The organism is Rhodococcus sp. BUPNP1 (genome assembly GCF_002215235.1).
Lineage (GTDB): Bacteria > Actinomycetota > Actinomycetes > Mycobacteriales > Mycobacteriaceae > Rhodococcus.
The window spans coordinates 55,108-76,702 of the sequence record NZ_NERM01000010.1 but is presented as its reverse complement, the minus strand read 5'-3'; the positions used below and the strand labels follow the sequence as shown (position 1 = coordinate 76,702).

Here is a 21,595-nt window from a genome sequence, read left to right as displayed (position 1 = left end):
GCCGGACCGTTGTTGACGTGGCCAGGACCATACGAGTCGCCGACCGGCCGGTCGATGCACATTGCGCGGTCCCTGGACGAATCACGCGACTATGTGATCCAGGTCTCGGCAGCGGTTAGTCTCGAAGACGTGAGTGTGCCCGAGATCGAAGACTGGGACGAGGCCTCGCGCGCCGTGGCGGACGTGTACTTCCCGCACCGGCTGACGGACCTCGGAAAGGTGGATCGCCCTGAGCTCGAACTGGTCTCGGCCGATCTCGGAGGCGTCACGATCGGCCGGATGAGCTGGGGAGCGGACGTCGCGATCGAATGCGATTATCCCGGTGCCTACGAGGTGAACATCCCGCTGAGCGGACGGCTCGAATCGCAGGGACGCTCGGGCACCGTTGTGTCCGAACCCGGCTCGGCGACGGTCTTCCGCGCGGACACCCCGTCGCTCATCACCCGGTGGGACGCCGAATGTTCGGTCCTCGGAATCAAGTTCGATCGAGATCATCTCGAACGCGAAGCGGACCGCATCCTCGGTGGTCCGTTGCGGTCGCGACTCGACCTTCCCGACCGGCTCGATCTACGAGGGTCGGCGCAGGAATGGCACCGTCTCGTGGCATCGCTGAGCGAGCAGCTCGCCGGCCCGACCCGGGTGCTCACGAATCCTCTCGTGTCGGCCCAGCTCGGCGGTGCCGTCACCACGGCCTTCGTCCTGGCGGTCGCGCCGGCCGACGACGTGTCACCGGCGCCCCGCCCGGGCATGGTCCGGCGGGTGTTGAACGCTCTGCAGGAGGATCCGGGTCGTGTCTGGACGGCGGCCGACATGGCGGAGATCGCCGGGACCAGTGTGCGCAGGTTGCAGGAGGCATTCTCCGAGTACGTGGGCAGCAGTCCGTCGGCGTGTCTGCGCGACATCCGACTCGATCGCGCCCACGCGGATCTTGCTGCCGGGGGAATCACTGTGGCAGACGTAGCTTTCCGGTGGGGCTTCGGCCATCCGGGACGTTTCGCCGCCGCCTTCCGGAAACGGTACGGCGTCACGCCCACGGAAGTCCTGAAGGGCTGAACGCCTGCGGACACGGACGCACGCGAGCGGGTGACGACCTCGTGGTCGTCACCCGCTCGCGCGTCCTTCCCGGACGGCTCAGCCGAGCCAGAGGATCGGCCGAACTGCTCAGCCGAACCAGAGGATCGGTGTGGGCCGATCGAACGAGAGCTCGGGGAAGTCGTCGTCCGCGACCGGCGTCCGCAGCCGCCGCTCGACGTAGTCCAGACCGTTGCTGCGCATGTACTCGATGCAGGACACCGTGTACCCGACGGGGTCCGTGCGCGTACCGACGATGGGGCGGAACAGATTCGGGAAACCGTGCACCGTCAGGGCGTCACGCTCGAGCGTGGTGCCCTCCCGGCCGTGCAGTGTGAGACCGCCGTGCCCGTCGACGACGAACTTCGCCCGGCCGACGACGGTACCGCCGATGAGGATCTCCCACCGATGGTCGATGTCGTCGTAGCGGACGACGCTCGCGGTGCCGATCTCGTGAACCGCCAACCGCAGTTCGTCGCGCAACCGGGCGGCTATCCGCTGGGAGGCGAAGGAGCGTCCGAGGACCACTGCGTCGAATTCCGGTGCAGGGGGATGGGACACGGAGGTCGAAGCGGTCGTGGTCATCTCGGACGCTCCTTCGCGGTGGGTGGATGTTGGGGGCCGCGCGCGGGCGGGCAGGGGGAACGGAGATCATCCGCCCGCGCGCGGGAGTCGGTTACTTGTAGAACGCGCTGACGTCGGAGTTGCCGATCATGTCGGGCACGGTCCAGCCGTCGAGGTCGTACTCGCTCATGAACTGCTCCGCGAAGCCCTTCATGGAGGCGACGTCACCGCGACCCTCGGCCGCGAAGAGGAGCTCGGCCTTGACGTTCTCGTGGTTGCCGGCGTAGTTCCGCTCGTAGAGTTCGTGGCGCCCACCGAACTCGGAGCCGATCGAATCCCACAGTGCCTTCATGACCTTCACGCGATCGACGGCCTGGATGCCGTCCGAGCCGCGGACGTACTTGTCGAGGTACGGGCGCACGTCGGGGTTCTTGAAGTCGGCGGCGGACGAGGGCAGGTAGATCAGGCCCGAGGCGACGTCCTGTTCGATGATCTCCTTGATGCGCGGGTAGCCCTGCATCGCGAACATGCGGTAGGTGAGGCCGTATTCGAGCTTGGGGATGACGGTGCCGTCGATCCACTGCTCGGGGTTGTTGACCATGGCGTCGGAGAGCGACCAGAACAGGTTGCGCCATCCGATGACCTCACCGACGCGGGTCTGCACGCCGCGGAATCCGCCGGCGCCGGTGGCATCGAGGGCCTTCATGAGCAGACCGGCGATGAAGTCGAGCTTGACCGCGAGTCGCGTGCAGCCCTGCAGCGTGAAGCGCTGGAGGAAGCCGGAACCACCGAGGAAGTTGTTGATCTTGTCGACGTCCCCGTACATGAAGACGTTCTCCCAGGGCACGAGGACCTTGTCGAAGATGAAGATCGCGTCGTTCTCGTCCAGTCGCGAGGACAGCGGGTAGTCGAACGGGGAGCCGGCGACGTTGGCGTTCTGCGAGTAGGAGGCGCGCGAGATGAGCTTGATGCCGGGTGCGTCCATCGGCACCGTGCAGATCAGCGCGAATTCTTTCTTCTTGATCGGCAGACCGTAGTGGGCGATGAAGTTGTAGTTGGTGATCGCCGAACCGGTGGCGACGACCTTGGCGCCGGAGACGATGAGGCCGGCGTCGGTCTCCTTCTCGACCTTCATGAACACGTCGCCGACCTGGTCCGGCGGCAGCGAGCGGTCGACCGGCGGGTTGATGATCGCGTGGTTCCAGTACAGGACCTTCTCCTGCGACTCGCGGTACCAGCGCTTCGCGTTGTCCTGGAAGGGGGAGTAGAACTCGTCGTTCGCACCGAGGGTGCCGAGGAAGGAGGCCTTGTAGTCGGGGCTGCGGCCCATCCAGCCGTAGGTCATGCGGGCCCAGGCGGCGATGGCGTCGCGGTCGGCGCGCAGGTCGTCGGCGGACTTCGGGGTGCGGAAGAACGGCATGGTCACGCCGCCGTTTCCGGTGTCGGTGGGGGTGGTGAGGGTGTTGACGTGCTCACCGGTGTGGAGGGCGTCGTAGAGGCGCGCCGTCATCCGGATGGAGTTGCGGAAGGCCGGATGGTTGGTGAAGTCCTTGACTCGCTCACCGTGCAGGTAGATCTCGCGTCCGTCGTCGATGGAGGCGATGTACTCGTCGCCGGTCATCGGGCGGGAGGCGAAGTTCTTCTGCTGGTTGGCCGGGTGGTCTGCGGCGACGTTGACCTTGGAGCGGTCGACGGTTTCCGTGGGCCGGGGCTCGGTGGTGGTCATGGAGTTTCTCCTTGTCCGGTGGGGATGAAGAGGGTTCGGGCTGTGTCTCGGGCGCGGGCCGGTGCGTCAGACGCGAGCCGGGGCGAGTTCGAACGGCACGAAGCGGGTCTGGGAGTCGAACCATCCGCTGTGCGGGTCGTCCAGCGAGCCGTTCCACGCGGTGGACGTGCTCGGGGCGCCGAGATCGTGGAAAGTGCTGCGGTAGAACAGGAGCGGGTCTACCGTCTCGTCGAAGGTGGCGTCGACGATCTCGCCGATGTAGATGACGTGGTCGCCGCCGTCGTATTCGCGCCAGGGCGTGCACGACAGTGTCGCGGCGGTGCCGGCGAGGATCGGGGCGGTGGGGCCCTGCTCCCAGACCGGCTCGGGCGACTGGGGGCGTCCCGCGAAGTGCAGTGCGGTGTCGACCTGGTCGGCGGCGAGGATGTTGACCGCGAACGGCGCGTCGGACAGAAACCGGCAGGCCTTGGAGGTGCGGGTCAGGGTGACCTGGCACAGGCGGGGCTCGAGGGAGACGGCGGTGAAGGCGGTGACGGTCGCGCCGTGGGGCTCTCCGTCGCTGTTCGCGCAGGTGATGACGGTGACGCCGCTGGCGAACTGTCCGAAGATGTTGCGGAGTGTGCGCTGATCCATGTCTGCGTCCTCCTGTCCGGTGCGGGTTGTGGTGGACTTCGATTCGATGTGACACAGACCATATGGACGCCGAGAAACTTGTGCGATCCAGTGAGCGCGGTCACTATCCACCTAGCGCGGTGAGTGGGCCGAAGGGCCTTGTTTGCCTGGGACCGTGTTCCACATCACACTGGATCGCACGCGCTCGAACCACACGGATGCGCAGGTCGGAGCGCCGACGACGAGCTGGAAACGAAGGTGAGGGGCCGATGGCAATGGAGCCGACTCCGGGGCCGGTCGATTGGGAAGAGGTGGAAGAGGTTGTCTCGAATGCCTATTTCGAGCACGAACTGACGCCGCTCGACGACGTCGCGCCCTCGCTCCGGCTCCGCACGCTGCCGCTCGGGCCGATCCGTCTCGCGCGCATCGGCTGGGGAGCGGCGGTGTCGATCCGCAGCGAACATCCCGGGGCGTACGCGGTGAACATTCCGATCGCGGGGCGGATCGCCGCCGGCAGCGGGTTGGTGTCGGAGGTCGGGCACGCCGCCGTCTTCCGTCCCGACACCGCAGCTCCGGAGCAGAAGTGGACGAACGACTGCGAGATCGTCGGGATCAAGCTCGAACGCGACTATCTGCAGCGCGAGATGTCGCGCATCCTCGCCCGTCCCGATCTGCAGCTTCCCAATCGGGTGGATCTGACGACGCAGGCGGGTCAGAGCTGGATGACGCTGTTGCGCTCGGTCGTGGAACAGCTCAAAGCGGACGAATCGCTCTGGCGGAATCCGCTTGTCGCGGAGCAGTTGTCGGGCGCTCTGACCACTTCGTTCATCCTCGCGGTCATGCCGGAGGACGCGGATCCGACCGGCGGTGCGCGTCCGCGCATCATCAAGCGTGTCCTCGACCGGCTGCACGAGGATCCCGCCTCGGCGTGGACCACCGCGGAGATGGCAGAGGTGGCCGGTGTCAGTGTGCGGCGCCTGCAGGAGGGCTTCCGCGAATATCTCGGGGTGTGCCCGCGCGACTATCTGCTCGATCTGCGTCTCGAGCGCATCCACGAGGAGCTCGCGGTGGGCGATGCGGCGGAGCTGTCGGTCACCGATGTGGCCCTGAAGTGGGGTATCACCCATACCGGCCGGTTCGCGGCGGCCTACAAGCGCAAGTACGGGGTGGCGCCCTCGGTCACGCTGCGCAAGTGACCGGGAGCCGTCAGTTGTGGCGGTAGCCGAGCTCGCTGCTGAGCCTTTCGGCGCAGTTCACGACCCTCTTCGCCGCGAGATCGCGGAACGAGTCGAGGGTGTGCCGGCCGGTCGACGTCGAGCACGCGAGCACTCCCACGGCATAGCCGGAGGGGTCGAAGACGGGAGCGGCGATCGTGATGAGCCCTTCTTCGAGCTCGGCGGAGGTGATCGCGTAGCCGCGGTTGCGCACGTGGGCCAGTTCGGCGCGCAGGTCGTCGGGGTTGTCGATCGTCGCGCTCGTGAATCGTACGAACTCGGTCTCGTCGAGGACGCGATCGACGAGTTCGCGCGGTGACCAGGCCAGCAGCGCCCGGCCCATCGACGTCGCGTAGGCGGGGACACGGGTGCCGACGGAGACGTTGATGCTCATGATCCGGCGGACCGGGACGCGCGCGGCGTAGACGACCTCGGTGCCGTCGAGCACCCCGAGGGATGCGGATTCGTTGGCGTGCTCGGCGATCTCGACGAGTTTCGGCAACGCCGAGTCCACGAGGGTGTGGGATTCGGTGTAGTGCCGGCCGATACTGAGCACGCGCGGAGTGAGCGACCACCGCGTACCGTGCGACGTGACGTAGCCGAGTTTCTGCAGGGTGAGCAGGATCCGGCGGACCGCGGGTCGCGACAGATCGGTCTTGGCGGCGAGTTCGGCCAGACTGGGGTTCGGGTCCTTGTCGTCGAAGGCGTGCAATACCGCGAAACCACGTTCGATGCTCTGGATGAAGTCCCGATCGTTACTAGGACCATTACCTAGGTCGATGCTCGGCATCCCGCCTCCTACCTGCGTACTTGTTGATACTGCCCGATCCGGTGTTGACAAGCTGTGTGACACCACGCACAGTATGTGATGTACGCACTGCGATACACAAGTACGCACAGCGTACTGACCGGTGATCACCGCAGCCCCCGTGTCGCACCGGCCCCACCCTTCCCGATAGTTCAGTCCCCCACGAGGAGAGCCATGACCACCATGGAGAACCCCACCGCCCACGGGTCCGGCAACGCTGCGACCGACAAGTTCAAGTCCGAGCGGGTCACGTCCGACACCTCGGTCGAGCGCGCGTCGGCGATCTACCAGGACGTGATCGGGGCTTTCGCCGACATCATCCAGAAGCACCAGGTCACCTACGACGAGTACCGCGTGCTCAAGCAGTGGCTGATCGACGTGGGTGAGTACGGCGAGTGGCCGCTGTGGCTGGACGTCTTCGTCGAGCACGAGATCGAGAAGGTGCACTACGACCGCAAGGGCTTCTCCGGCACCAAGGGCTCCATCGAAGGCCCCTACTACGTGCCGAACAGCCCGAAGCTCCCGGCCAAGTGCACGATGCCGATGCGCGAGAAGGACAAGGTCGCCCCGCCGCTGATCTTCAAGGGTCAGGTCACCGACCTCGAGGGCAACGGCCTGCCCGGCGGCACCGTCGAGCTGTGGCACGCCGACGAAGAGGGCTTCTACTCGCAGTTCGCCCCCGGCATCCCCGAGTGGAACCTGCGCGGCACCGTCGAGGTCGACGAGAACGGCAACTTCGAGATCACCACGCTCAAGCCGGCTCCCTACAAGATCCCGGCCGACGGACCGACCGGCTGGTTCATCAGCTCCTACGGTGGACACCCCTGGCGCCCGGCCCACCTGCACCTCATGGTGAAGGCTCCCGGCAAGCGCGCCATCACCACCCAGCTGTACTTCAAGGGCGGCGAGTGGGTCGAGGACGACGTCGCCACGGCCGTCAAGCCCGAGCTCATCCTGGATCCGCAGCCCAACGCCGACGGCATCGACGAAGTGACCTACAACTTCGTGCTCGACCCCGAAGCGTGATCCGCACCGCGGACGCCGTCCGACCGGCTCCCGAGTGAAGGTCGGATCTGTGTAACGAATGCCGGTGCCCAACTCGGGCACCGGCATTCGTGCTGAATGCAGCAGCAACGTATCCCCTGTCACACCCCGATCCGATTGTGAGCAATTCCGATGTCCGACCCCGATCTGAAGATCGCCTCCGTCACCACGACGATCATCGACGTCCCGCTGATCCGACCCCACAAGTTCGCCACCACCACGGCGGAAGCGCAGCCGATCCTGCTCGTCGCGGTGACCACCGAGGGCGGCGTCACCGGTTACGGTGAGGGCGTCGTGCCGGGCGGACCGTGGTGGGGCGGCGAATCGGTCGAGACGATGCAGCAGATCGTCGACCGCTACATCGGGCCCTACATCATCGGGCGCGGAGTCGACGAGATCAGCGGCGTCATGGTCGATATCGAGCGCATCGTCGCCAACGCGCGATTCGCGAAGGCCGCCGTCGACGTCGCGATGCACGACGCGTGGGGACGCGCGCTGGGTGTGCCGGTCGCATCGCTGCTGGGCGGTGCCTTCCGGACCGGCGTCGACGTGCGGTGGGCGCTCGGCGCCGCGCCGCTCGAGGAGATCGTCGAGGAGGTCACCCACAAGCGGGAGCAGCGCCTGAACTACTCCTTCAAGCTCAAGATGGGTGCGCTCGACCCGGTGGTCGACACCGAACGCGTCGTGAAGATCGTCGAGGCGTTCGGCGGCGAGGTCGGATTCAGCATCGACGTCAACGCCCGCTGGGACCGCTTCACCGCGCTGCGTCACGTCCCGCAGCTCGTCGACGGCGGTGTCGAACTCATCGAACAACCCACTCCCGCAGATCAACTCGACGTGCTCGCCGAGATCAACCGACGCGTCGCGGCGCCGGTGATGGCCGACGAGTCCGTGCAGACCCCGCACGACGCGTACGAGGTGGCCAAGCTCGGCGCCGCCGACGTCGTCGCGCTCAAGACCACCAAGTGCGGCGGACTGCAGCGCAGCAAGCAGGTCGTCGCTGTCGCGAAGGCGGCCGGTCTGCGGTGCCACGGCGCGACCTCCATCGAAGGGCCCATCGGGACCGCCGCGTCCATCCACTTCGCGTGCGCCGAACCGGGGATCGACTACGGCACCGAACTGTTCGGTCCGCAGTTGTTCGCCGTCGAACTGTTGCAGAAGCCGCTCGACTACTCCGAGGGTCAGGTGCACCTGCCCGAGGGTCCGGGACTCGGCGTCGAACTCGACATGGACGTCGTGAAGAAGTACGCGCGTTCCTGATCCGCGCTCTCGTCAGAATCGAAGAAGGAGAAACATCATGGCACTGTTCCACGTTCGGATGGATGTCGACATCCCCCGCGATCTCGACCCCGACGTGCGCGCCGAGACCGTCGCGAAGGAGAAGGCCTACAGCCAGGATCTCCAGCGCCAGGGCAAGTGGCGGGAGATCTGGCGGATCGTCGGCCAGTACAGCAACATCTCGATCTTCGACGTCGAGTCGGCCGACGAACTGCACGAGATCCTGTGGAACCTGCCGCTGTTCCCCTACATGAACATCGAGGTCATGCCGCTGACGAAGCACGGCTCCGACATCAAGTGACCCTCGGCGCAGGCGAGTGGCTCATACTCGGGTTATGAGCCTGCCGCTGCGCGACGTCTACGCCGAGCCGACCCTCGCCGACCTGATGCCGTCGGTGCTCTCGTCCGCGGGGGTCACCGGTGAGGCCAACCGACTCGATCTCACCCCCGTCGATCACACCGTCGTCCTTCTCGTCGACGGAATGGGATGGGAACTGCTGCAGCGCAACGCGAAAGCAGCCCCGTATCTGACGCAGGCGCCGGGGAGCCCGATGCGTGCCGGCTTCCCGACGACCACCGCCGTCAGCCTCGCCTCCCTCGGGACGGGCCTGCCCTCCGGTCTCCACGGCATCACCGGTTACCAGTCGTACGTCGACGAGATCGAGGCTCCGGTCAACTGGCTCCGCTGGACCCTCGCCGGAACGGCGATCGACCAGCGCGACGATCTCGTCCCGGAGACCGTGCAACCCCACCCGACGGTGTTCGAACGCGGCCGCGAGGCGGGCCTGACCGTCACCACCGTCGTACCCAAGGCCTTCGAAGGCAGCGGCCTGACCCGGGCCGTGCTGCGCGGCGGCAACTTCGTCGGCGTCTCCGCCTACGGCGATCTGCTCGCCCAGGTCGTCGCCGCGGTGAGCGCCGGCGACCGCAGCCTCGTCTACTGCTACATCGGCGAGGTCGACACCCTCGGGCACGTCTACGGGCCGGAGTCCGCGGCGTGGCTCGCGCAGCTCACGGTGGTCGATCGTTTCGTCGAGCAACTCGCCGACGCGCTGCCGACCGGCACCCGCCTGCTCGTCACCGCCGATCACGGCATGGTCGACGCCTCGCGTGGCCGCCGCATCGACTTCGACCACACCCCGGGTCTCGGTGAGGACGTCACCGTCATCGCCGGGGAACCGCGGTGCCGCCACATCTACACCGACCACGTCGACCGGGTCCTCGAACGCTGGCGCAACGAACTCGGCGACCACGCGTGGGTCGGCACCCGCGACGACGCGTTCGCGGCGTGCCTGTTCGGATCCGATCCCGATCCGGCGCTGACCAAGCGGATCGGCGACATCGTGGCCGTCGGACGCGGCGAATCGACGGTGATCCGCAGCGACGGCGAGCAGGTCATGTCGAACCTTCCCGGGCAGCACGGGGCGTTGACCGACGAGGAACTGCTCGTGCCGCTGCTGCGGATCGGGTGACGCGTTCGAGGTCCGGGGCCGCCGGGTGTCGGAACTCTCGATGCCCGAAACGTATCGGTCACATAGTGTGTGCACATGCGTACCGATGCGGTGACCTGGCACGACCGCAGCAGTAGGGTCGCGCTGATCCTGCTGTGGGTGGTCCGGATCCTCTTCAAGCCCATTCTGAGTCTCTGGCCGAGCAACGACTTCGGCATCGCCGTGCTCGGCCGGCTGTCGTGGGTGGTCGACAGGATCACGCCCACGCCGCGCGCCGTGCACGTCACGCAGACCGAACTCGGCGGAGTACCCGGTGAGCGGATCATCTCCCCGAAGCCGGTCGACGACCCGCTCGACGACGCCACCATCCTCTACTTCCACGGCGGCGGCTTCATCTTCTGCGGCCCGTCCACCCACCGTCAGCTGTGCGTGCAGCTCGCGCTCGACTCCGGCGCCCCGGTGTACTCGATGGACTACCGGCAGGTCCCCGCCGTGCCGATCGCAGGTTCGGTGCAGGACGCGATGAACGCGTACACCGCTCTGCTCGAGGTGGCCGACGACCCGACCCGCATCGTCGTCGGCGGCGACTCGGCCGGCGGTTATCTCGCGGCGAAGGTCGCCGAACTCGCCGCGCGTCGCGGCATCCAGCGACCGGCCGCGGTGATCGGCTACTCGCCGCTGCTCAACCTCGACCTCGACAAGCACGACCCGAAGTACATGGCGAGGGATGCCTACCTGCCCATCAAGGCACTCGGGAAGATCAGTCCGCGCTGGTTCGCCGGCGAGGAGGCGATCGAGGGCGAGACGAACCCCGTCGACGCCGACCCGGCGCTGTTCCCTCCGATGTTCATGTGCGCCGCCGAATACGAGCTGACCAGGCCGGACGTGGAGATCATGACCGAGCGACTCGCGTCGGCGGGACGCACCGTGGAGACACATCTGTGGCGCGGGCAGATCCACGCGTGGCCGGTCCTGGCCCGCGCGATCCCCGAGGCCATGGAACTGATCGGGCTCAGCACCCGGTTCGCGCGACGCGCGATCGTCGCTGTGGACGACGCTGCCTGAGCGCTCACAGGTTGGTGTCGGGCGGTTCCGGGCTCTCGGGTAGTCCGGCGCCGTGGCCGTCCCCGTCGCGCGGCGGACAGTTCCCGCCGACGGCGTAGGACGTCATCGACAGCGATCCGTATTCGACACCGTCGACGAGGGTCGCCGGTTGTTCGCCGGACTCGGCGGCCAGACCCGCGACGTACAGCAACGGCAGGAAATGGTCGGGGGTCGGCACCGCGTGACGGTAGTCGGGGTGCTCACCCAGCGCCGCGGCGTCACCGGGACGGTCGCGCAGGACGGCGAAGGCGTCCTCGTCGAACCGGTGCGCCCAGTCGAACCCCGCGCCCGGACGTCGCGGATCCATCGCGCCGAGGTTGTGGACGACGTTGCCGCTCGCGACGATCAACACCCCGCGGTCGCGGAGTCCGGCGAGACGGGCGCCGAGATCGACGTGATAGTCGAGCGGCTTGTAGGCGTTGAGGCTGAGCTGCACCACCGGCACATCCGCCTCGGGGAAGGCGTGGGTGAGCACCGACCAGGTGCCGTGGTCGATACCCCACGAGTCGACGTCGGCACCCACCCACGTCGGATGGACGAGGTCGGCGATCTCCTCCGCCAGTTCCGGAGCACCCGGCGCCGGGTACTCGACGTCGAACAACTCCTGCGGGAACCCGAAGAAGTCGTGGATCGTGCGCGGCGACCGCATCGCGGTCACTGCGGTGGCGTTGATGAACCAGTGGGCGGAGATCGCCAGGATCGCGCGGGGCGTCGGCACGGATCGCCCGAACGCCGCCCAGGCCTGCGTGTACCGATTCGATTCGAGCGCGTTGAGCGGACTGCCGTGGCCGACGAACGCGACCGGCATGCGTGACGACACGACCTCTCCTCCCGGTTGTCGAGCCTCAGTTGTCGAGCCGTGCCTTCAACCAGGCCGTCAGGTCGTCGAGCACGCGGTCCTTCTCCGGCTCGTTGAACACTTCGTGGTACAGCCCGTCGTACAACTTCAACGTCAGGTCCTTCGAACCCGCACGGTCGGCGATGAGCTGCGCTCCGGCCGGATCGGCGAGAGCGTCGGCGGTTCCGTGCATGACGAGCAACGGCAGCCTCAGGTTCGGGAGGCGACGCTCGAGGCTCTGCTCGTTGAGCACCAGCACCCGCGCCAGCCCGGCGGGCACGAGACCGTGGTGCACGAGCGGATCGGCGTCGTACGCCGCGACCACTGCGGGATCGCGCGAGACCGCCTTGCTGTCGAGCTTCTGCACCGGCACACCCGGCAGGAAACGCCCGATCAGCTTGCCGATCTCCACGACCGGTTTCGGCGTGCCCGACGTGACGATCACCGCCGGCCCCGACAACACGAGCGCGTCGAGACGGTCCTGATGGTCGAGCGCGTAGGCCAGAGCGATCGCACCGCCCATCGAGTGACCGAGCATGAAGACCGGCAGGCCGGGATGCGCATGGGTCGCCAGGTCGATCAGGCTGTCGAGGTCGTCGGTGAATTCGCGCATCTCTTGGGCGCGCACACGCTTGCCGCCCGACCGTCCGTGACCGCGATGGTCGGGGGAGTACACGACGAGGCCGAGATCGGTGAGCCGCGCGACGACATGGTCGTAGCGACGTGCGTGCTCACCCAACCCGTGGCTGAGGATCAGCACGCCGGTGGGGGCCTCCGGCGACCACACGTCGTACACGATCGGGATCGCGCCGACGCCGGTGAACGACGATTCGGTGTGCTCCATGAGCGCCTCCTGCGGCCTCGTCGACAGCTGTTCCTCGCATCCTCGCACGAGTACCGCTCCGCGGAGGCACTCCGCGATCGAGGACCGAAATCCGATTGACGGTGGTCGGGCGCTCGGTACCCTGGAGATCATGATCCAGGCGCTCTACTTCCACTGACGACACCCCCTCCGCGACTCGGGACGTACTCCGAGGTCGCGGTTCGAGCCGTACCCGAATACGGCCGAGTGTCCGGCCGTTCGTCAGCGAGCGCATCCTCCCACCCGTGATCCGGGGACGAGTGCGCCTCCGCCCGGAGGAAACCACATGACCATCAGCATCACCCTGCCCCGGCGCTCCCGCGCCCAACTCGGCGCCGTCGACGTCCACCTCGCGCGGGACGGTCATCCCGTCCTGCGCGGCGTCGACCTCGCGGTCACGCCGGGGTCCCGGCTCGGCGTCGTCGGGGAGAACGGACGCGGCAAATCCACACTGCTGCACGTCCTCGCCGGCCGCCTCGAACCGGACTCGGGGACCGTGCGTCGGTTCGGCTCGTTCGGCATCGCCGAGCAGGAGATGACCGTCGCGCAGGGGCGCACCGTCGGTGATCTCGTCGATATCGAGCTGGCGCACGTCCGCGCCGCTCTGCGGGCGCTCGACGAGAGCACCGCAGCGCTCGCCGACGAGCGTCCGGGCGCCGCCGACGCGTACGCCGACGCCCTCGAGATCGCCGAGCAGCTCGACGCGTGGGACGCCGACCGTCGCGTCGACACCGCCCTCGAAGCGCTCGGCGCCGTCACCGACCGTTCGCGGCCGCTGGCGGAGATGTCGGTCGGGCAGCGTTACCGCGTGCGCCTGGCCGCACTGCTCGGCGCCGAACACGATTTCCTGTTGCTCGACGAGCCGACGAACCATCTCGACGCGTCGGGACTCGACTACCTCACCGAGCGTCTGCAGCAGACCCGCAGCGGTGTGGTCCTCGTCAGCCACGACCGCGCCCTGCTGACCGACGTCGCCACGTCGATCCTCGACCTGAACCCGAGCCGCGACGGTCGCCCACGCCTGTACGGCGGGGGATACGCCGGGTTCCGGACGGGACGCGAAGCCGAATACGCCCGTTGGGTGAGCGAATACGCTCGCGAGCAGGCCGAGCGGGCCCGGTTGGAATCGGACCTCGAATCCGCGCAGGATCGGCTCGTCACCGGCTGGCGGCCGGAGAAGGGCACCGGTAAGCACCAGCGTGCCACCCGTGCGCCGGCGCTCGTGCAGTCGGTGCACCGCCGTCAGGAAGCGCTGGACGACCACGCGGTGGCGGTACCGGTACCGCCGCTTCAGTTCTCGATGCCGGCGCTCGGCGCGGAGGCCGACGGGATCGACCCGGACACCCCGTTGGTGCGCGTCGAGGACGTCATGGTGCGCGGCCGGCTCGACCGTCCGGTCAGCCTGGCCGTCCTCGCCGGTTCGCGGCTCGTCATCACCGGACCCAACGGTGCCGGCAAGTCGACGCTGCTCGCGGTCCTGGCCGGTGAGGTCGAACCGACGTCGGGGACCCGCGAGAGCGATCCCGTGGTGCGGATCGGGCGGCTCGCCCAGGAGTCGCCTGCCCCGTCGGCGGCGCGGGTACAACAGGTCTACGACGCGCACGTCGGCGAGCTGATCGTCGCCGGACTCGTCCCCGACCAGGGAGCCGTCGATCTCGACGAACTCGGACTGTTCACCGAACGCGACCTCGGCAAGCGGGTGCGCGACCTGTCGATGGGACAGCAACGGCGCCTCGACCTGGCGATGGTGCTCGCCGCGCGACCGCACGTGCTGCTGCTCGACGAGCCCACCAACCACCTGTCGATCACGTTGGTGGACGAGTTGACCGACGCCCTGGGGGCGACCGACGCCGCGGTCGCGGTGGCCACCCACGACCGGCAGCTGCGACGCGACATCGCCCACTGGCCGCACCTGGCTCTGGGGCTCGCCCCGAAGGAATGCACCCGGAAGGGACCGAAGGCATGAGCGTCCGGGCGCCGCGGAGTTGTTCGCCGCAGGGGCCACCGCATCCACGCGCGAAGTGGTCATCGGAGCGCGGAACTACCCGCTCCGATGACCACTTCGCGCTCCGATTCCCGGCCGTCGGTCAGCTTCGCGATTCTGTGGAGACGGCGGCCGGCACCGGTTCGGCGGAGGCGTCCGTCGAGCGTGCCGGGCGCAGCGCGAACAGCGCCACCGCGGCGAGCACGACCACGCCGGCCACTCCGAAGTAGAGCTGTTCGGGCGTCCATCCCGCATCGAGGAGCACACCGGCCGCGGTCGGTGCGAGGATGGCGCCCGCTCGGCCGATGCCGATGGCGGAACCGACGCCGGTGGCCCGCACCTGCGGTCCGTAGAGGGACGGCGCGAGGGTGTACAGGCCGGCGATGCAACCGTTGATGAGTCCGCCGATCAGGATGCCGAGCGCGAACGCCAGCGTCAGGGTCGAGATCGACATGATGAAGACGGTCATGGCCGCGGCGGCGGCGATCGTGAAAGTGAGCAGTACCGACCGGGTGGTCCAGCGGCTGGCGAGCACTCCGAAGAGCACCGATCCGACAGTGCCGCCGAGGGTGAGCATCATGCCCGCCGTGGCGCTCTGGTCCTTCGTGAGACCGGCGGTTTCGAGCAGCGACGGCGTCCACGAGTTGACGAAGTAGAAGCCGAACATGGTGGCGAAGAAAGCCGCCCAGAGCAGCACCGTCGATCGGGTGTTGCTTCCGGAGAACAGATCCGAGATCCGTCCTGCCCGCGGTGCAGTCTTGTCTGCGGAGCGGGTGAGCTCGGAGACGGGGCTCTGGCCGATGCGCCGTGCGATGGTGTTGATCCGGTCGAGATCGCCCGCACGTCCCCGGTTGGTTAGAAAGTCCAGGGATTCGGGCAGCAGCACGACGAGGAGCGCGAGCACCAGACCGGTGAGGCCGGCACCGGTGACGAAGACTGCACGCCAACCGTATTCGCTCTGCAGACCGACGGCGGCCATGCCGCCGATCGTGGCGCCCACGCCGTATCCGGCGGTGTAGATGCTGATGGCCAGACCACGCCAGCGGGCCGACGAGTATTCGCTCGCGATGACGGTGGTGCAGGCGAGGACGCCGCCGATGCCGAGTCCGGTGATGACCCGCCAGATGCCGAGTTCCCACGCCGATCCGGCGCTCGCGGACAGCCCCATGCCGGCGGTGGCGAGTGCGACCGACATCAGGATCAGGGGTCGTCGTCCGATCCGGTCGGCCATCGGGGCGAGAGCGAGAGCGCCGACGGCCATGCCGATCAGACCCGCGCTGAGCAGCACGCCGAGTTCCGATCCGCCGAGACCGAAGTCGCTGCCGATGCTCTTGGCGGTGAACGCCAGGGCCATGACGTCGAAGCCGTCGAGGATGTTCAGCACGACGCACAGGGCGACGACCATCCATTGGTAGGGATGCATCGGCGAGGCGTCGATGCGTGCGCGAAGATCCATCGTGTTTCCTCGTGGTGTGAAATGCGCGGTGGTCAGGGAAGGTCGAGCGTGACGACACCCGTCGTCGATCGGGACGACGCCGAATCGCGCACCACACGTGACACGCAGGCACACATCCGACGCGAAGAGCGCTTCTGCTCCTCGCTGAAGAAGACATCGCGGTGGTCGACGCATCCGTCGAGCGAGGCGACGGAGACCTCGCACAGACCGCATTCGCCCTTTCGGCAGTCGAACATCATGTCGACACCGGCACGGCGGAGGGCGTCGAGCATCGATTCGTCGGAGCCGACGGTGGTGGTGACGTCGAGTTCGGGCACGGTGACCGTGAATTCCTCGGCGTCGAACCATCCGCTGTTGCCGAAGGTCTCGTAGCGGAGGTTCGGCATCGGCAGGTCGCGGTCGTGCCACCGGCGCCGCACGGCGTCCATGAGGCGGATCGGACCGCACATGTACAGCTCGGTGGTGTGGTCGACGCCGTCGACGAGCGCGGCGACGTCCAATCCTGTTCCCTCGTCGTCGATGTGGACGTCGAGACGGTCGCCGTGGAGGGCTTCGAGTTCCGACAGGAAGGCCATCGCGGAGCGACTGCGACCGACATACACGAAGCGGTAGTCGGCACCGAGGCGGCGGAGGACGGCCCCCATCGCGCGGACCGCGGTGATGCCGATGCCACCGGCGAGCAGGACGTATTGCGGTGCGCCGACCCGCAGCGGGAAGTTCTGGAGCGGCTCGGTGATCTCGAGTTCGTCGCCGGGGCGCAGCGAGTGCATGTACTCGGAACCACCGCGCGAGGTGGGGGAGCGGTGGACGCCGAGTGTGAGACGACCGTCCGGGCCACCCGCGGCGAGGGAGTACGAACGCGTGTCGCCCGAGGGGAGACGCACGTCGATGTGGGCGCCGGGTTCGACGCGGTGGGCGGTGTCGGCGGCGAGGGTGATCTCGGCGATCGAATCGGCGGCCCGCTCGACACTCACGACTCGGGCCCGCTGCCAACGGATCTGGTTGTTGCTCATGTCAGTGGGCCCCCTCGGGAACGGCGGTGGCCGAGGCGAGGCTCCGTTCCGCTTCGACCATGCGCTGGATCAGGCGTCGCACCCACATGCCGCCGGCGTCGATGTTGAGGTTGTAGAACTCGTGATCCGGGTTCGCCTCGATGGCCTTCTGCTGCGCGGTGAGCATCGCCTCGTCCTCACCGAACACGCCGTGCACGCCGTCGCGCAGCTGCGTGGTGATGAGCTGGCTCTCCAGGCGGTAGTTGCGCATGAACGCCCAGAAGTACAGGGCGGTGCTCTCGTCGACGGGGGAGATGGTGTTCATGACGAAACCGTTGACACCCTGGCTGCGGTCACCTTCGGGAGCGCCGGTGCCGGCCTTGGCCACACCGACGTCGATGCGGATCGTGGACGGTGCCTGGAACTCGATGATCTGCCAGCGGTCGACCGTGCCCTCGAAGCCGGGGAACTTGTCGCGCATGTTCTTCAGCCAGAACGGCGGTGCGTCGATGTCGTGCATCCAGCGGGTGACCGTGACGGTGCGGTCGTCGTGGGTGACGACGAAGTCGGACTCGCTCAGTTCGTCCTGGCCTATGGACGACGAGTGCACGAATTCCTCGTGGGTGAGGTCCATGAGGTTGTCGAGGACGAGCTGGTAGTTGGCCTGCACGTCGATCGTGCGTCCGTCGCCCGCCCACTCGGGGGAGTCCATCTGGAACATGTCCGGGATGAGATCGGGATCGGCCTGCGTCGGGTCGCCCGGCCAGACCCACACGAAGCGGTGGCGCTCGACGACGGGATAGGACGCGACCATCGCGGACGGATTGATCGTCTGCTGGGCGGGCATGTGCGTGCAGCGACCTGCGGAGTTGTACTGCAGACCGTGGTAGGGGCACTGGATGCCCTCGCTGCCGATGAGCTTGCCCATCGACAGCGGCGCCAGGCGGTGCCAGCAGGCGTCCGCGAGGGCGACGGGGCGGCCCTCCTCGGTGCGATAGAGGGCCATCGGCTTGCCTGCGATGGTGCGGGCGAGGATCTCGCGGCGACCCACCTCGTGGTCCCAGGCGACGACGTACCAGGCGTCGAGCGGGTAGGCCATGTTCTTCGCGGTCGCCCCGGTGGGGCCGAGATCGGTCATGTCGGATCCTCCGAACACTGGGAGTGAAATAACTATCTACATAGATAGTTGGTGAGCTGGAGCACACACTATCTATCGATATAGTTATTCGCAAGGGTGGAATACTCGCCCGGGAAAGGTGGTGGTCCATGAGCCTGCGATACGCGCTGCTCGCATTGCTCACCGCCGAGCCTCTGACCGGCTACGATGCGGCGAAACGGTTCGGCGGGTCGGTCGGGCACGTCTGGCATGCACCCGACTCGCAGATCTATCCCGAACTACGCCGGATGGAGCGCGAAGGCCTCGTCGAGGGCGAACAGGTGCGCTGGGGTCCCAACAGCACCAAGACCCGGTACTCGATCACCGAAGACGGCATTCGGGCTTTCCGTGAGTGGATGTCCACTCCGCTGGACTACGCCCCGGTGCGCGACGCCGCCCACATGCGCGCGGCCTACTTCGAATGGGTCGACCCCGACAGCGCTCGCGAGTGCCTGCAACGGCACATCGACCACTACACCGAACAGATCGCCCAGTGGACCACGGTGCGCGATGCGATCCTCGACCTCAGCAACGCGACCATCGCGCGACGCGTGCAGAAGTATCCGGCCGAGGACCACGAGCGGATCATCGCGTTCAAGGCGTTCGCGTACGACGGTCTCATCGGCCGGGGCGAGGCCGAGATCGCGTGGGCACGTCAGGGCCTCGACCTGCTCGACAAGCTGTCGCCGCGCGACTGAGTCGCCCCGGACTGCAGCGACGCGCGAAACGGTCAGCAGAGCGCGGAATTGCGCGCACCGATGACCGTTTCGCGCTCCGATGTCGGCGGTCCGATCACGGCGTGCTGTCCGTCGGCGGCACGATCGAATGCGCGAGCGCCCGCATGAGGAACTCGAGTTCGGGATTGGGCGTCGCGTTGCTCCGCACCACCCCGCACACCGGCACCTGCAGCCGGTGGTGGATCTCGCGCATGAACTTCAGCCCCTTGCGGGGCGTGTCGGCCGCGGTGCCGGCGTAGAGCACGGTCCACGCCCTCGGATTGGTGAGCACCTCGAGAGTCGCGGTGTGGTCGCTCGCGATCGGAGGTCCGAGACGCACACGGCGGCCGACCTCGACGAAGGCGTCCTCGACCACGCGGTGCAACAGCACCTGGTTGCCGCGTGGCGGCAGCAGCAGTGGGTAGTGGGCGAGATCGCCGAGGTCGACGGTGGAGAACGCCGACAACGGGTGCTCCGTCGACGTGACGATGACGAGTTCCTCGATGCCGAGACGGATCGCCTCCAGCCCCGGGCGGTCGACGTCGCCGCGGATCAGTGCGAGATCGGCGTCGCCGGACGCGACGGCGTTGACGCGGTCGGTGAAGTCCTTGATGACGAACTCCACGTCGATCTTGGGGTGACGCTCGCGGACGCTGGAGATCGCGTCGAGGCTCTGCGACGCGAAGCTCATGTTCGCCGTGATGCGGATGCTCTCCCGCGGTTCGTGGCCCACTTCCAGGGCCTTCGCCTCGAGGCTGAGTACCTCGGCGGCGATCGGCATCAGGCGTCGGCCGGCCGAGGTGAGCTTGACCGAACGGGTGGTGCGGTCGAACAGGGTGGTGCCCAGTTCGTGCTCGAGCTTCGCGATCTGATGGCTGATCGCCGACTGCGAGATGAAGCAGCGCTGGGCAGCACGGGAGAAGCTGCCCTCCTCGCCGACGGCGAAGAAGTAGCGCAGCTGACGGAAATCCATGGCTCCTCCCGGGAACGTGCCATCTGCATTTATGAGCAAAGCAGATAACAGTTTTTCGAATATCCCAGGTTAGTGGATAACAAGGGTCCTTCGTACCTACCTTGGGAGTCATACATCAACGGAGATGACAAGTACGTGGAGGTTTACGACAGCATGGACGATGCGGACACAGTGACCCTGGTCGATCGGACAGATGTAGTCATCGTGGGTTCCGGCTTCGGAGCATTGGCCACCGCCAAGAAGCTCGCCAAGGCCGGCACGCCCTTCGTTCTCATCTCGGAGACCACCGAGCATCTTTTCCAGCCTCTGCTCTACCAGGTTGCGACCGGTGTCCTCTCGCCCGGTGAGATCGCCCCCTCCGTGCGCGCGATCCTGGCCGAGTACCCCAACGCCGACGTCCGCCTGGGCCGCGTCGTCGACGTGCTTCCCGAGGAGAACACGGTCGTCTACGAGGCCGGCGGTCAGCGTCTGCGCCTCGGCTACAAGTACCTCGTCGCCGCGACCGGCGCCCGCCAGGCGTACTTCGGGCGCGACGAGTTCGCCGACCTGACGTACGCGCTCAAGACGGTCGAGGACGCCGAGAAGCTGCGACGCCAGATCGTGCGGTGCTTCGAGGAAGCACACGTCACCACCGATGCCGAGCGTCGGAAGAATCTGCTCAGCTTCATCGTCGTGGGCGCCGGCCCGACGGGCGTCGAGCTCGCGGGACAGATCAAGGAGCTCGCGCAGCGCTACTTCGCCGAGAACATCGGCAACATCCGCGCCGACGACGTCACCGTCACGCTCGTCGAGGGCGCCGACAAGGTGCTGCCCCCGTTCGGCGGCAAGCTCAGCGAGTACTCCAAGGAGTCGCTCGAGAAGAGCGGCGTCGACGTCGTCCTCGGGACGATGGTCACCGACATCGACGAGCACGGTGCCACGCTCACCACGCCCACGACCGAGGAGACCCGCCGCCTCACCGCGGAGACCATCATCTGGTCGGCCGGCATCCAGGCCAACGACTTCGCCGACGTGCTCGCCGAGCGCACCGGCTGCGAGACGGTCCGCGGCGGACGCCTGCTCGTCGACCCCGACTTCACCGTCGGCCGCAGCGACAACATCTTCGCCATCGGCGACATGGTCACCCTCGACAACCTGCCGGCACAGTCGCCGTTTGCGATGCAGGGTGGCCGCCACGTCGCGAAGATGATCACCGGCAAGGTCGCGATGGGCACCCCGTTCCAGTACAAGGACAAGGGCAGCATGGCGATCATCAACCGGTTCCGCGCCATCACGCGGGTCGGGAAGATCGAGCTCACCGGCTTCATCGCGTGGGTGCTGTGGCTCGCCGTCCATCTCGTCTACCTGGTCGGCTTCCGCAACCGCTACATCGCGGTCATGTCCTGGTGCGGTTCCTTCCTCGGACACCGTCGCCCGCACTTCTACTACGCGCAGGACACCGTCCCGGTGCCCGCCGCGGAGAAGAAGGAGCCGGCAGCGAAGGACGAGCCGAAGAGCGACAAGGAACCCGTGCGGACGTCCGCATAACTCCAGACCCCCGAAAGGCCCCGACCACCCGGCCGGGGCCTTTCGTCGTTCGCGCGCCGAGCCGGGATCGACGCGGCGTGTTGCGGTAGCGAGTCCCGGGTCACCGCGCGAACTGCCGCGACCGGCGGGTGAAAGTCGGGGTGATTTCCGGGATGTCCTGCGAGCCAGAGCTGTTCGAGTGGTGTAGATCGGCCGACCTGCGGCTAGCGTGTGCAGCGC

The 21,595-nt window shown here is 67.4% G+C and carries 20 protein-coding genes; 10 read left to right on the top strand and 10 right to left on the bottom strand.

The genetic code is table 11. From position 1 onward, the window contains the following. The first annotated feature begins 135 nt into the window (after positions 1-135). On the top strand, positions 136-1,053 hold the full coding sequence (locus B9C99_RS12345; protein WP_232622079.1) for an AraC family transcriptional regulator: 918 nt from the start codon (positions 136-138) through the stop codon (positions 1,051-1,053). 108 nt (positions 1,054-1,161) lie between these two features. Here the strand turns inward: B9C99_RS12345 and B9C99_RS12340 are convergent, their stop codons facing one another. From B9C99_RS12340 to B9C99_RS12330, 3 genes are all read right to left on the bottom strand, one after another. Beyond that, complete coding sequence (locus tag B9C99_RS12340; protein WP_016691161.1) at positions 1,162-1,656, bottom strand: hypothetical protein; 495 nt, start codon at positions 1,654-1,656, stop codon at positions 1,162-1,164. 91 nt (positions 1,657-1,747) lie between these two features. After that, the gene (locus tag B9C99_RS12335; RefSeq protein ID WP_059382681.1) at positions 1,748-3,361 is read right to left on the bottom strand and encodes a 4-hydroxyphenylacetate 3-hydroxylase family protein; all 1,614 of its coding nucleotides are present in this window, start codon (positions 3,359-3,361) and stop codon (positions 1,748-1,750) included. Positions 3,362-3,427: 66 nt separating this feature from the next. Next, positions 3,428-3,994 (bottom strand): flavin reductase family protein, encoded by a 567-nt coding sequence (locus B9C99_RS12330; RefSeq protein WP_016691163.1) that lies wholly within the window; start codon positions 3,992-3,994, stop codon positions 3,428-3,430. Between the two features lie 254 nt (positions 3,995-4,248). On the opposite strand from B9C99_RS12330, the gene B9C99_RS12325 reads away from it, so the two are divergent. Then, positions 4,249-5,169 (top strand): AraC family transcriptional regulator, encoded by a 921-nt coding sequence (locus tag B9C99_RS12325; RefSeq protein ID WP_088898050.1) that lies wholly within the window; start codon positions 4,249-4,251, stop codon positions 5,167-5,169. A gap of 10 nt (positions 5,170-5,179) precedes the next feature. On the opposite strand, the gene B9C99_RS12320 is transcribed toward B9C99_RS12325, so the two are convergent. After that, positions 5,180-5,977 (bottom strand): IclR family transcriptional regulator C-terminal domain-containing protein, encoded by a 798-nt coding sequence (locus B9C99_RS12320; RefSeq protein WP_088898049.1) that lies wholly within the window; start codon positions 5,975-5,977, stop codon positions 5,180-5,182. A gap of 192 nt (positions 5,978-6,169) precedes the next feature. On the opposite strand from B9C99_RS12320, the gene catA reads away from it, so the two are divergent. From catA to B9C99_RS12295, 5 genes are all read left to right on the top strand, one after another. Next, positions 6,170-7,021, top strand: coding sequence for a catechol 1,2-dioxygenase (gene catA / locus B9C99_RS12315; RefSeq protein ID WP_088898048.1), 852 nt, complete (start codon positions 6,170-6,172; stop codon positions 7,019-7,021). A 150-nt stretch (positions 7,022-7,171) separates the two neighbouring features. Next, a complete protein-coding gene (locus B9C99_RS12310; RefSeq protein ID WP_088898047.1) occupies positions 7,172-8,299 on the top strand; it encodes a muconate/chloromuconate family cycloisomerase in 1,128 nt (375 codons plus the stop codon). A 37-nt stretch (positions 8,300-8,336) separates the two neighbouring features. Then, the gene (gene catC, locus B9C99_RS12305; RefSeq protein ID WP_006553167.1) at positions 8,337-8,618 is read left to right on the top strand and encodes a muconolactone Delta-isomerase; all 282 of its coding nucleotides are present in this window, start codon (positions 8,337-8,339) and stop codon (positions 8,616-8,618) included. Positions 8,619-8,652: 34 nt separating this feature from the next. Further along, positions 8,653-9,789: an alkaline phosphatase family protein gene (locus B9C99_RS12300; protein WP_088898046.1), complete on the top strand. Its 1,137-nt coding sequence runs from the start codon at positions 8,653-8,655 to the stop codon at positions 9,787-9,789. Positions 9,790-9,864: 75 nt separating this feature from the next. After that, positions 9,865-10,833, top strand: a complete 969-nt coding sequence (locus B9C99_RS12295) for an alpha/beta hydrolase (RefSeq protein WP_006553169.1) — start codon at positions 9,865-9,867, stop codon at positions 10,831-10,833. A gap of 4 nt (positions 10,834-10,837) precedes the next feature. Here B9C99_RS12295 and ygiD read toward each other — a convergent pair whose 3' ends face one another. After that, positions 10,838-11,680: a 4,5-DOPA dioxygenase extradiol gene (gene ygiD, locus B9C99_RS12290; protein ID WP_088898045.1), complete on the bottom strand. Its 843-nt coding sequence runs from the start codon at positions 11,678-11,680 to the stop codon at positions 10,838-10,840. Positions 11,681-11,717: 37 nt separating this feature from the next. Next, positions 11,718-12,554, bottom strand: coding sequence for an alpha/beta hydrolase (locus B9C99_RS12285; RefSeq protein WP_088898044.1), 837 nt, complete (start codon positions 12,552-12,554; stop codon positions 11,718-11,720). A 304-nt stretch (positions 12,555-12,858) separates the two neighbouring features. Between B9C99_RS12285 and B9C99_RS12280 the strand changes: the two genes are divergently transcribed. After that, positions 12,859-14,538 (top strand): ABC-F family ATP-binding cassette domain-containing protein, encoded by a 1,680-nt coding sequence (locus tag B9C99_RS12280; RefSeq protein ID WP_088898043.1) that lies wholly within the window; start codon positions 12,859-12,861, stop codon positions 14,536-14,538. A 121-nt stretch (positions 14,539-14,659) separates the two neighbouring features. Here the strand turns inward: B9C99_RS12280 and B9C99_RS12275 are convergent, their stop codons facing one another. Genes B9C99_RS12275 through B9C99_RS12265 form a run of 3 tightly spaced genes read right to left on the bottom strand, consistent with a single transcriptional unit; the run spans position 14,660 to position 18,142 of the window. Then, positions 14,660-16,012 carry an MFS transporter gene (locus tag B9C99_RS12275; protein ID WP_088898042.1) on the bottom strand — a complete coding sequence of 451 codons (1,353 nt, stop codon included), beginning with the start codon at positions 16,010-16,012 and terminating at the stop codon, positions 14,660-14,662. A 32-nt stretch (positions 16,013-16,044) separates the two neighbouring features. Beyond that, a complete protein-coding gene (locus B9C99_RS12270; protein WP_088898041.1) occupies positions 16,045-17,025 on the bottom strand; it encodes a PDR/VanB family oxidoreductase in 981 nt (326 codons plus the stop codon). A 1-nt stretch (position 17,026) separates the two neighbouring features. Then, positions 17,027-18,142 (bottom strand): aromatic ring-hydroxylating dioxygenase subunit alpha, encoded by a 1,116-nt coding sequence (locus B9C99_RS12265; RefSeq protein WP_088898040.1) that lies wholly within the window; start codon positions 18,140-18,142, stop codon positions 17,027-17,029. A gap of 128 nt (positions 18,143-18,270) precedes the next feature. On the opposite strand from B9C99_RS12265, the gene B9C99_RS12260 reads away from it, so the two are divergent. Further along, a complete protein-coding gene (locus tag B9C99_RS12260; protein ID WP_088898039.1) occupies positions 18,271-18,858 on the top strand; it encodes a PadR family transcriptional regulator in 588 nt (195 codons plus the stop codon). A gap of 94 nt (positions 18,859-18,952) precedes the next feature. Here the strand turns inward: B9C99_RS12260 and B9C99_RS12255 are convergent, their stop codons facing one another. Further along, a complete protein-coding gene (locus B9C99_RS12255; protein WP_088898038.1) occupies positions 18,953-19,849 on the bottom strand; it encodes a LysR family transcriptional regulator in 897 nt (298 codons plus the stop codon). Positions 19,850-20,002: 153 nt separating this feature from the next. Between B9C99_RS12255 and B9C99_RS12250 the strand changes: the two genes are divergently transcribed. After that, the gene (locus B9C99_RS12250; RefSeq protein WP_059382795.1) at positions 20,003-21,376 is read left to right on the top strand and encodes an NAD(P)/FAD-dependent oxidoreductase; all 1,374 of its coding nucleotides are present in this window, start codon (positions 20,003-20,005) and stop codon (positions 21,374-21,376) included. The last annotated feature ends 219 nt before the right edge of the window (positions 21,377-21,595 follow it).

Coding starts and splice junctions, on each gene's coding strand:
- B9C99_RS12340 (WP_016691161.1), bottom strand. CDS start 1,656: ATGACCACGACCGCTTCGACCTCCGTGTCCCATCCCCCTGCACCGGAA.
- B9C99_RS12265 (WP_088898040.1), bottom strand. CDS start 18,142: ATGACCGATCTCGGCCCCACCGGGGCGACCGCGAAGAACATGGCCTAC.
- B9C99_RS12320 (WP_088898049.1), bottom strand. CDS start 5,977: ATGCCGAGCATCGACCTAGGTAATGGTCCTAGTAACGATCGGGACTTC.
- B9C99_RS12275 (WP_088898042.1), bottom strand. CDS start 16,012: ATGGATCTTCGCGCACGCATCGACGCCTCGCCGATGCATCCCTACCAA.
- B9C99_RS12295 (WP_006553169.1), top strand. CDS start 9,865: ATGCGTACCGATGCGGTGACCTGGCACGACCGCAGCAGTAGGGTCGCG.
- catC (WP_006553167.1), top strand. CDS start 8,337: ATGGCACTGTTCCACGTTCGGATGGATGTCGACATCCCCCGCGATCTC.
- B9C99_RS12255 (WP_088898038.1), bottom strand. CDS start 19,849: ATGGATTTCCGTCAGCTGCGCTACTTCTTCGCCGTCGGCGAGGAGGGC.
- B9C99_RS12285 (WP_088898044.1), bottom strand. CDS start 12,554: ATGGAGCACACCGAATCGTCGTTCACCGGCGTCGGCGCGATCCCGATC.
- B9C99_RS12300 (WP_088898046.1), top strand. CDS start 8,653: ATGAGCCTGCCGCTGCGCGACGTCTACGCCGAGCCGACCCTCGCCGAC.
- B9C99_RS12310 (WP_088898047.1), top strand. CDS start 7,172: ATGTCCGACCCCGATCTGAAGATCGCCTCCGTCACCACGACGATCATC.
- B9C99_RS12270 (WP_088898041.1), bottom strand. CDS start 17,025: ATGAGCAACAACCAGATCCGTTGGCAGCGGGCCCGAGTCGTGAGTGTC.
- B9C99_RS12260 (WP_088898039.1), top strand. CDS start 18,271: ATGAGCCTGCGATACGCGCTGCTCGCATTGCTCACCGCCGAGCCTCTG.
- B9C99_RS12330 (WP_016691163.1), bottom strand. CDS start 3,994: ATGGATCAGCGCACACTCCGCAACATCTTCGGACAGTTCGCCAGCGGC.
- B9C99_RS12280 (WP_088898043.1), top strand. CDS start 12,859: ATGACCATCAGCATCACCCTGCCCCGGCGCTCCCGCGCCCAACTCGGC.
- B9C99_RS12250 (WP_059382795.1), top strand. CDS start 20,003: ATGGACGATGCGGACACAGTGACCCTGGTCGATCGGACAGATGTAGTC.
- B9C99_RS12325 (WP_088898050.1), top strand. CDS start 4,249: ATGGAGCCGACTCCGGGGCCGGTCGATTGGGAAGAGGTGGAAGAGGTT.
- ygiD (WP_088898045.1), bottom strand. CDS start 11,680: ATGCCGGTCGCGTTCGTCGGCCACGGCAGTCCGCTCAACGCGCTCGAA.
- B9C99_RS12335 (WP_059382681.1), bottom strand. CDS start 3,361: ATGACCACCACCGAGCCCCGGCCCACGGAAACCGTCGACCGCTCCAAG.
- catA (WP_088898048.1), top strand. CDS start 6,170: ATGACCACCATGGAGAACCCCACCGCCCACGGGTCCGGCAACGCTGCG.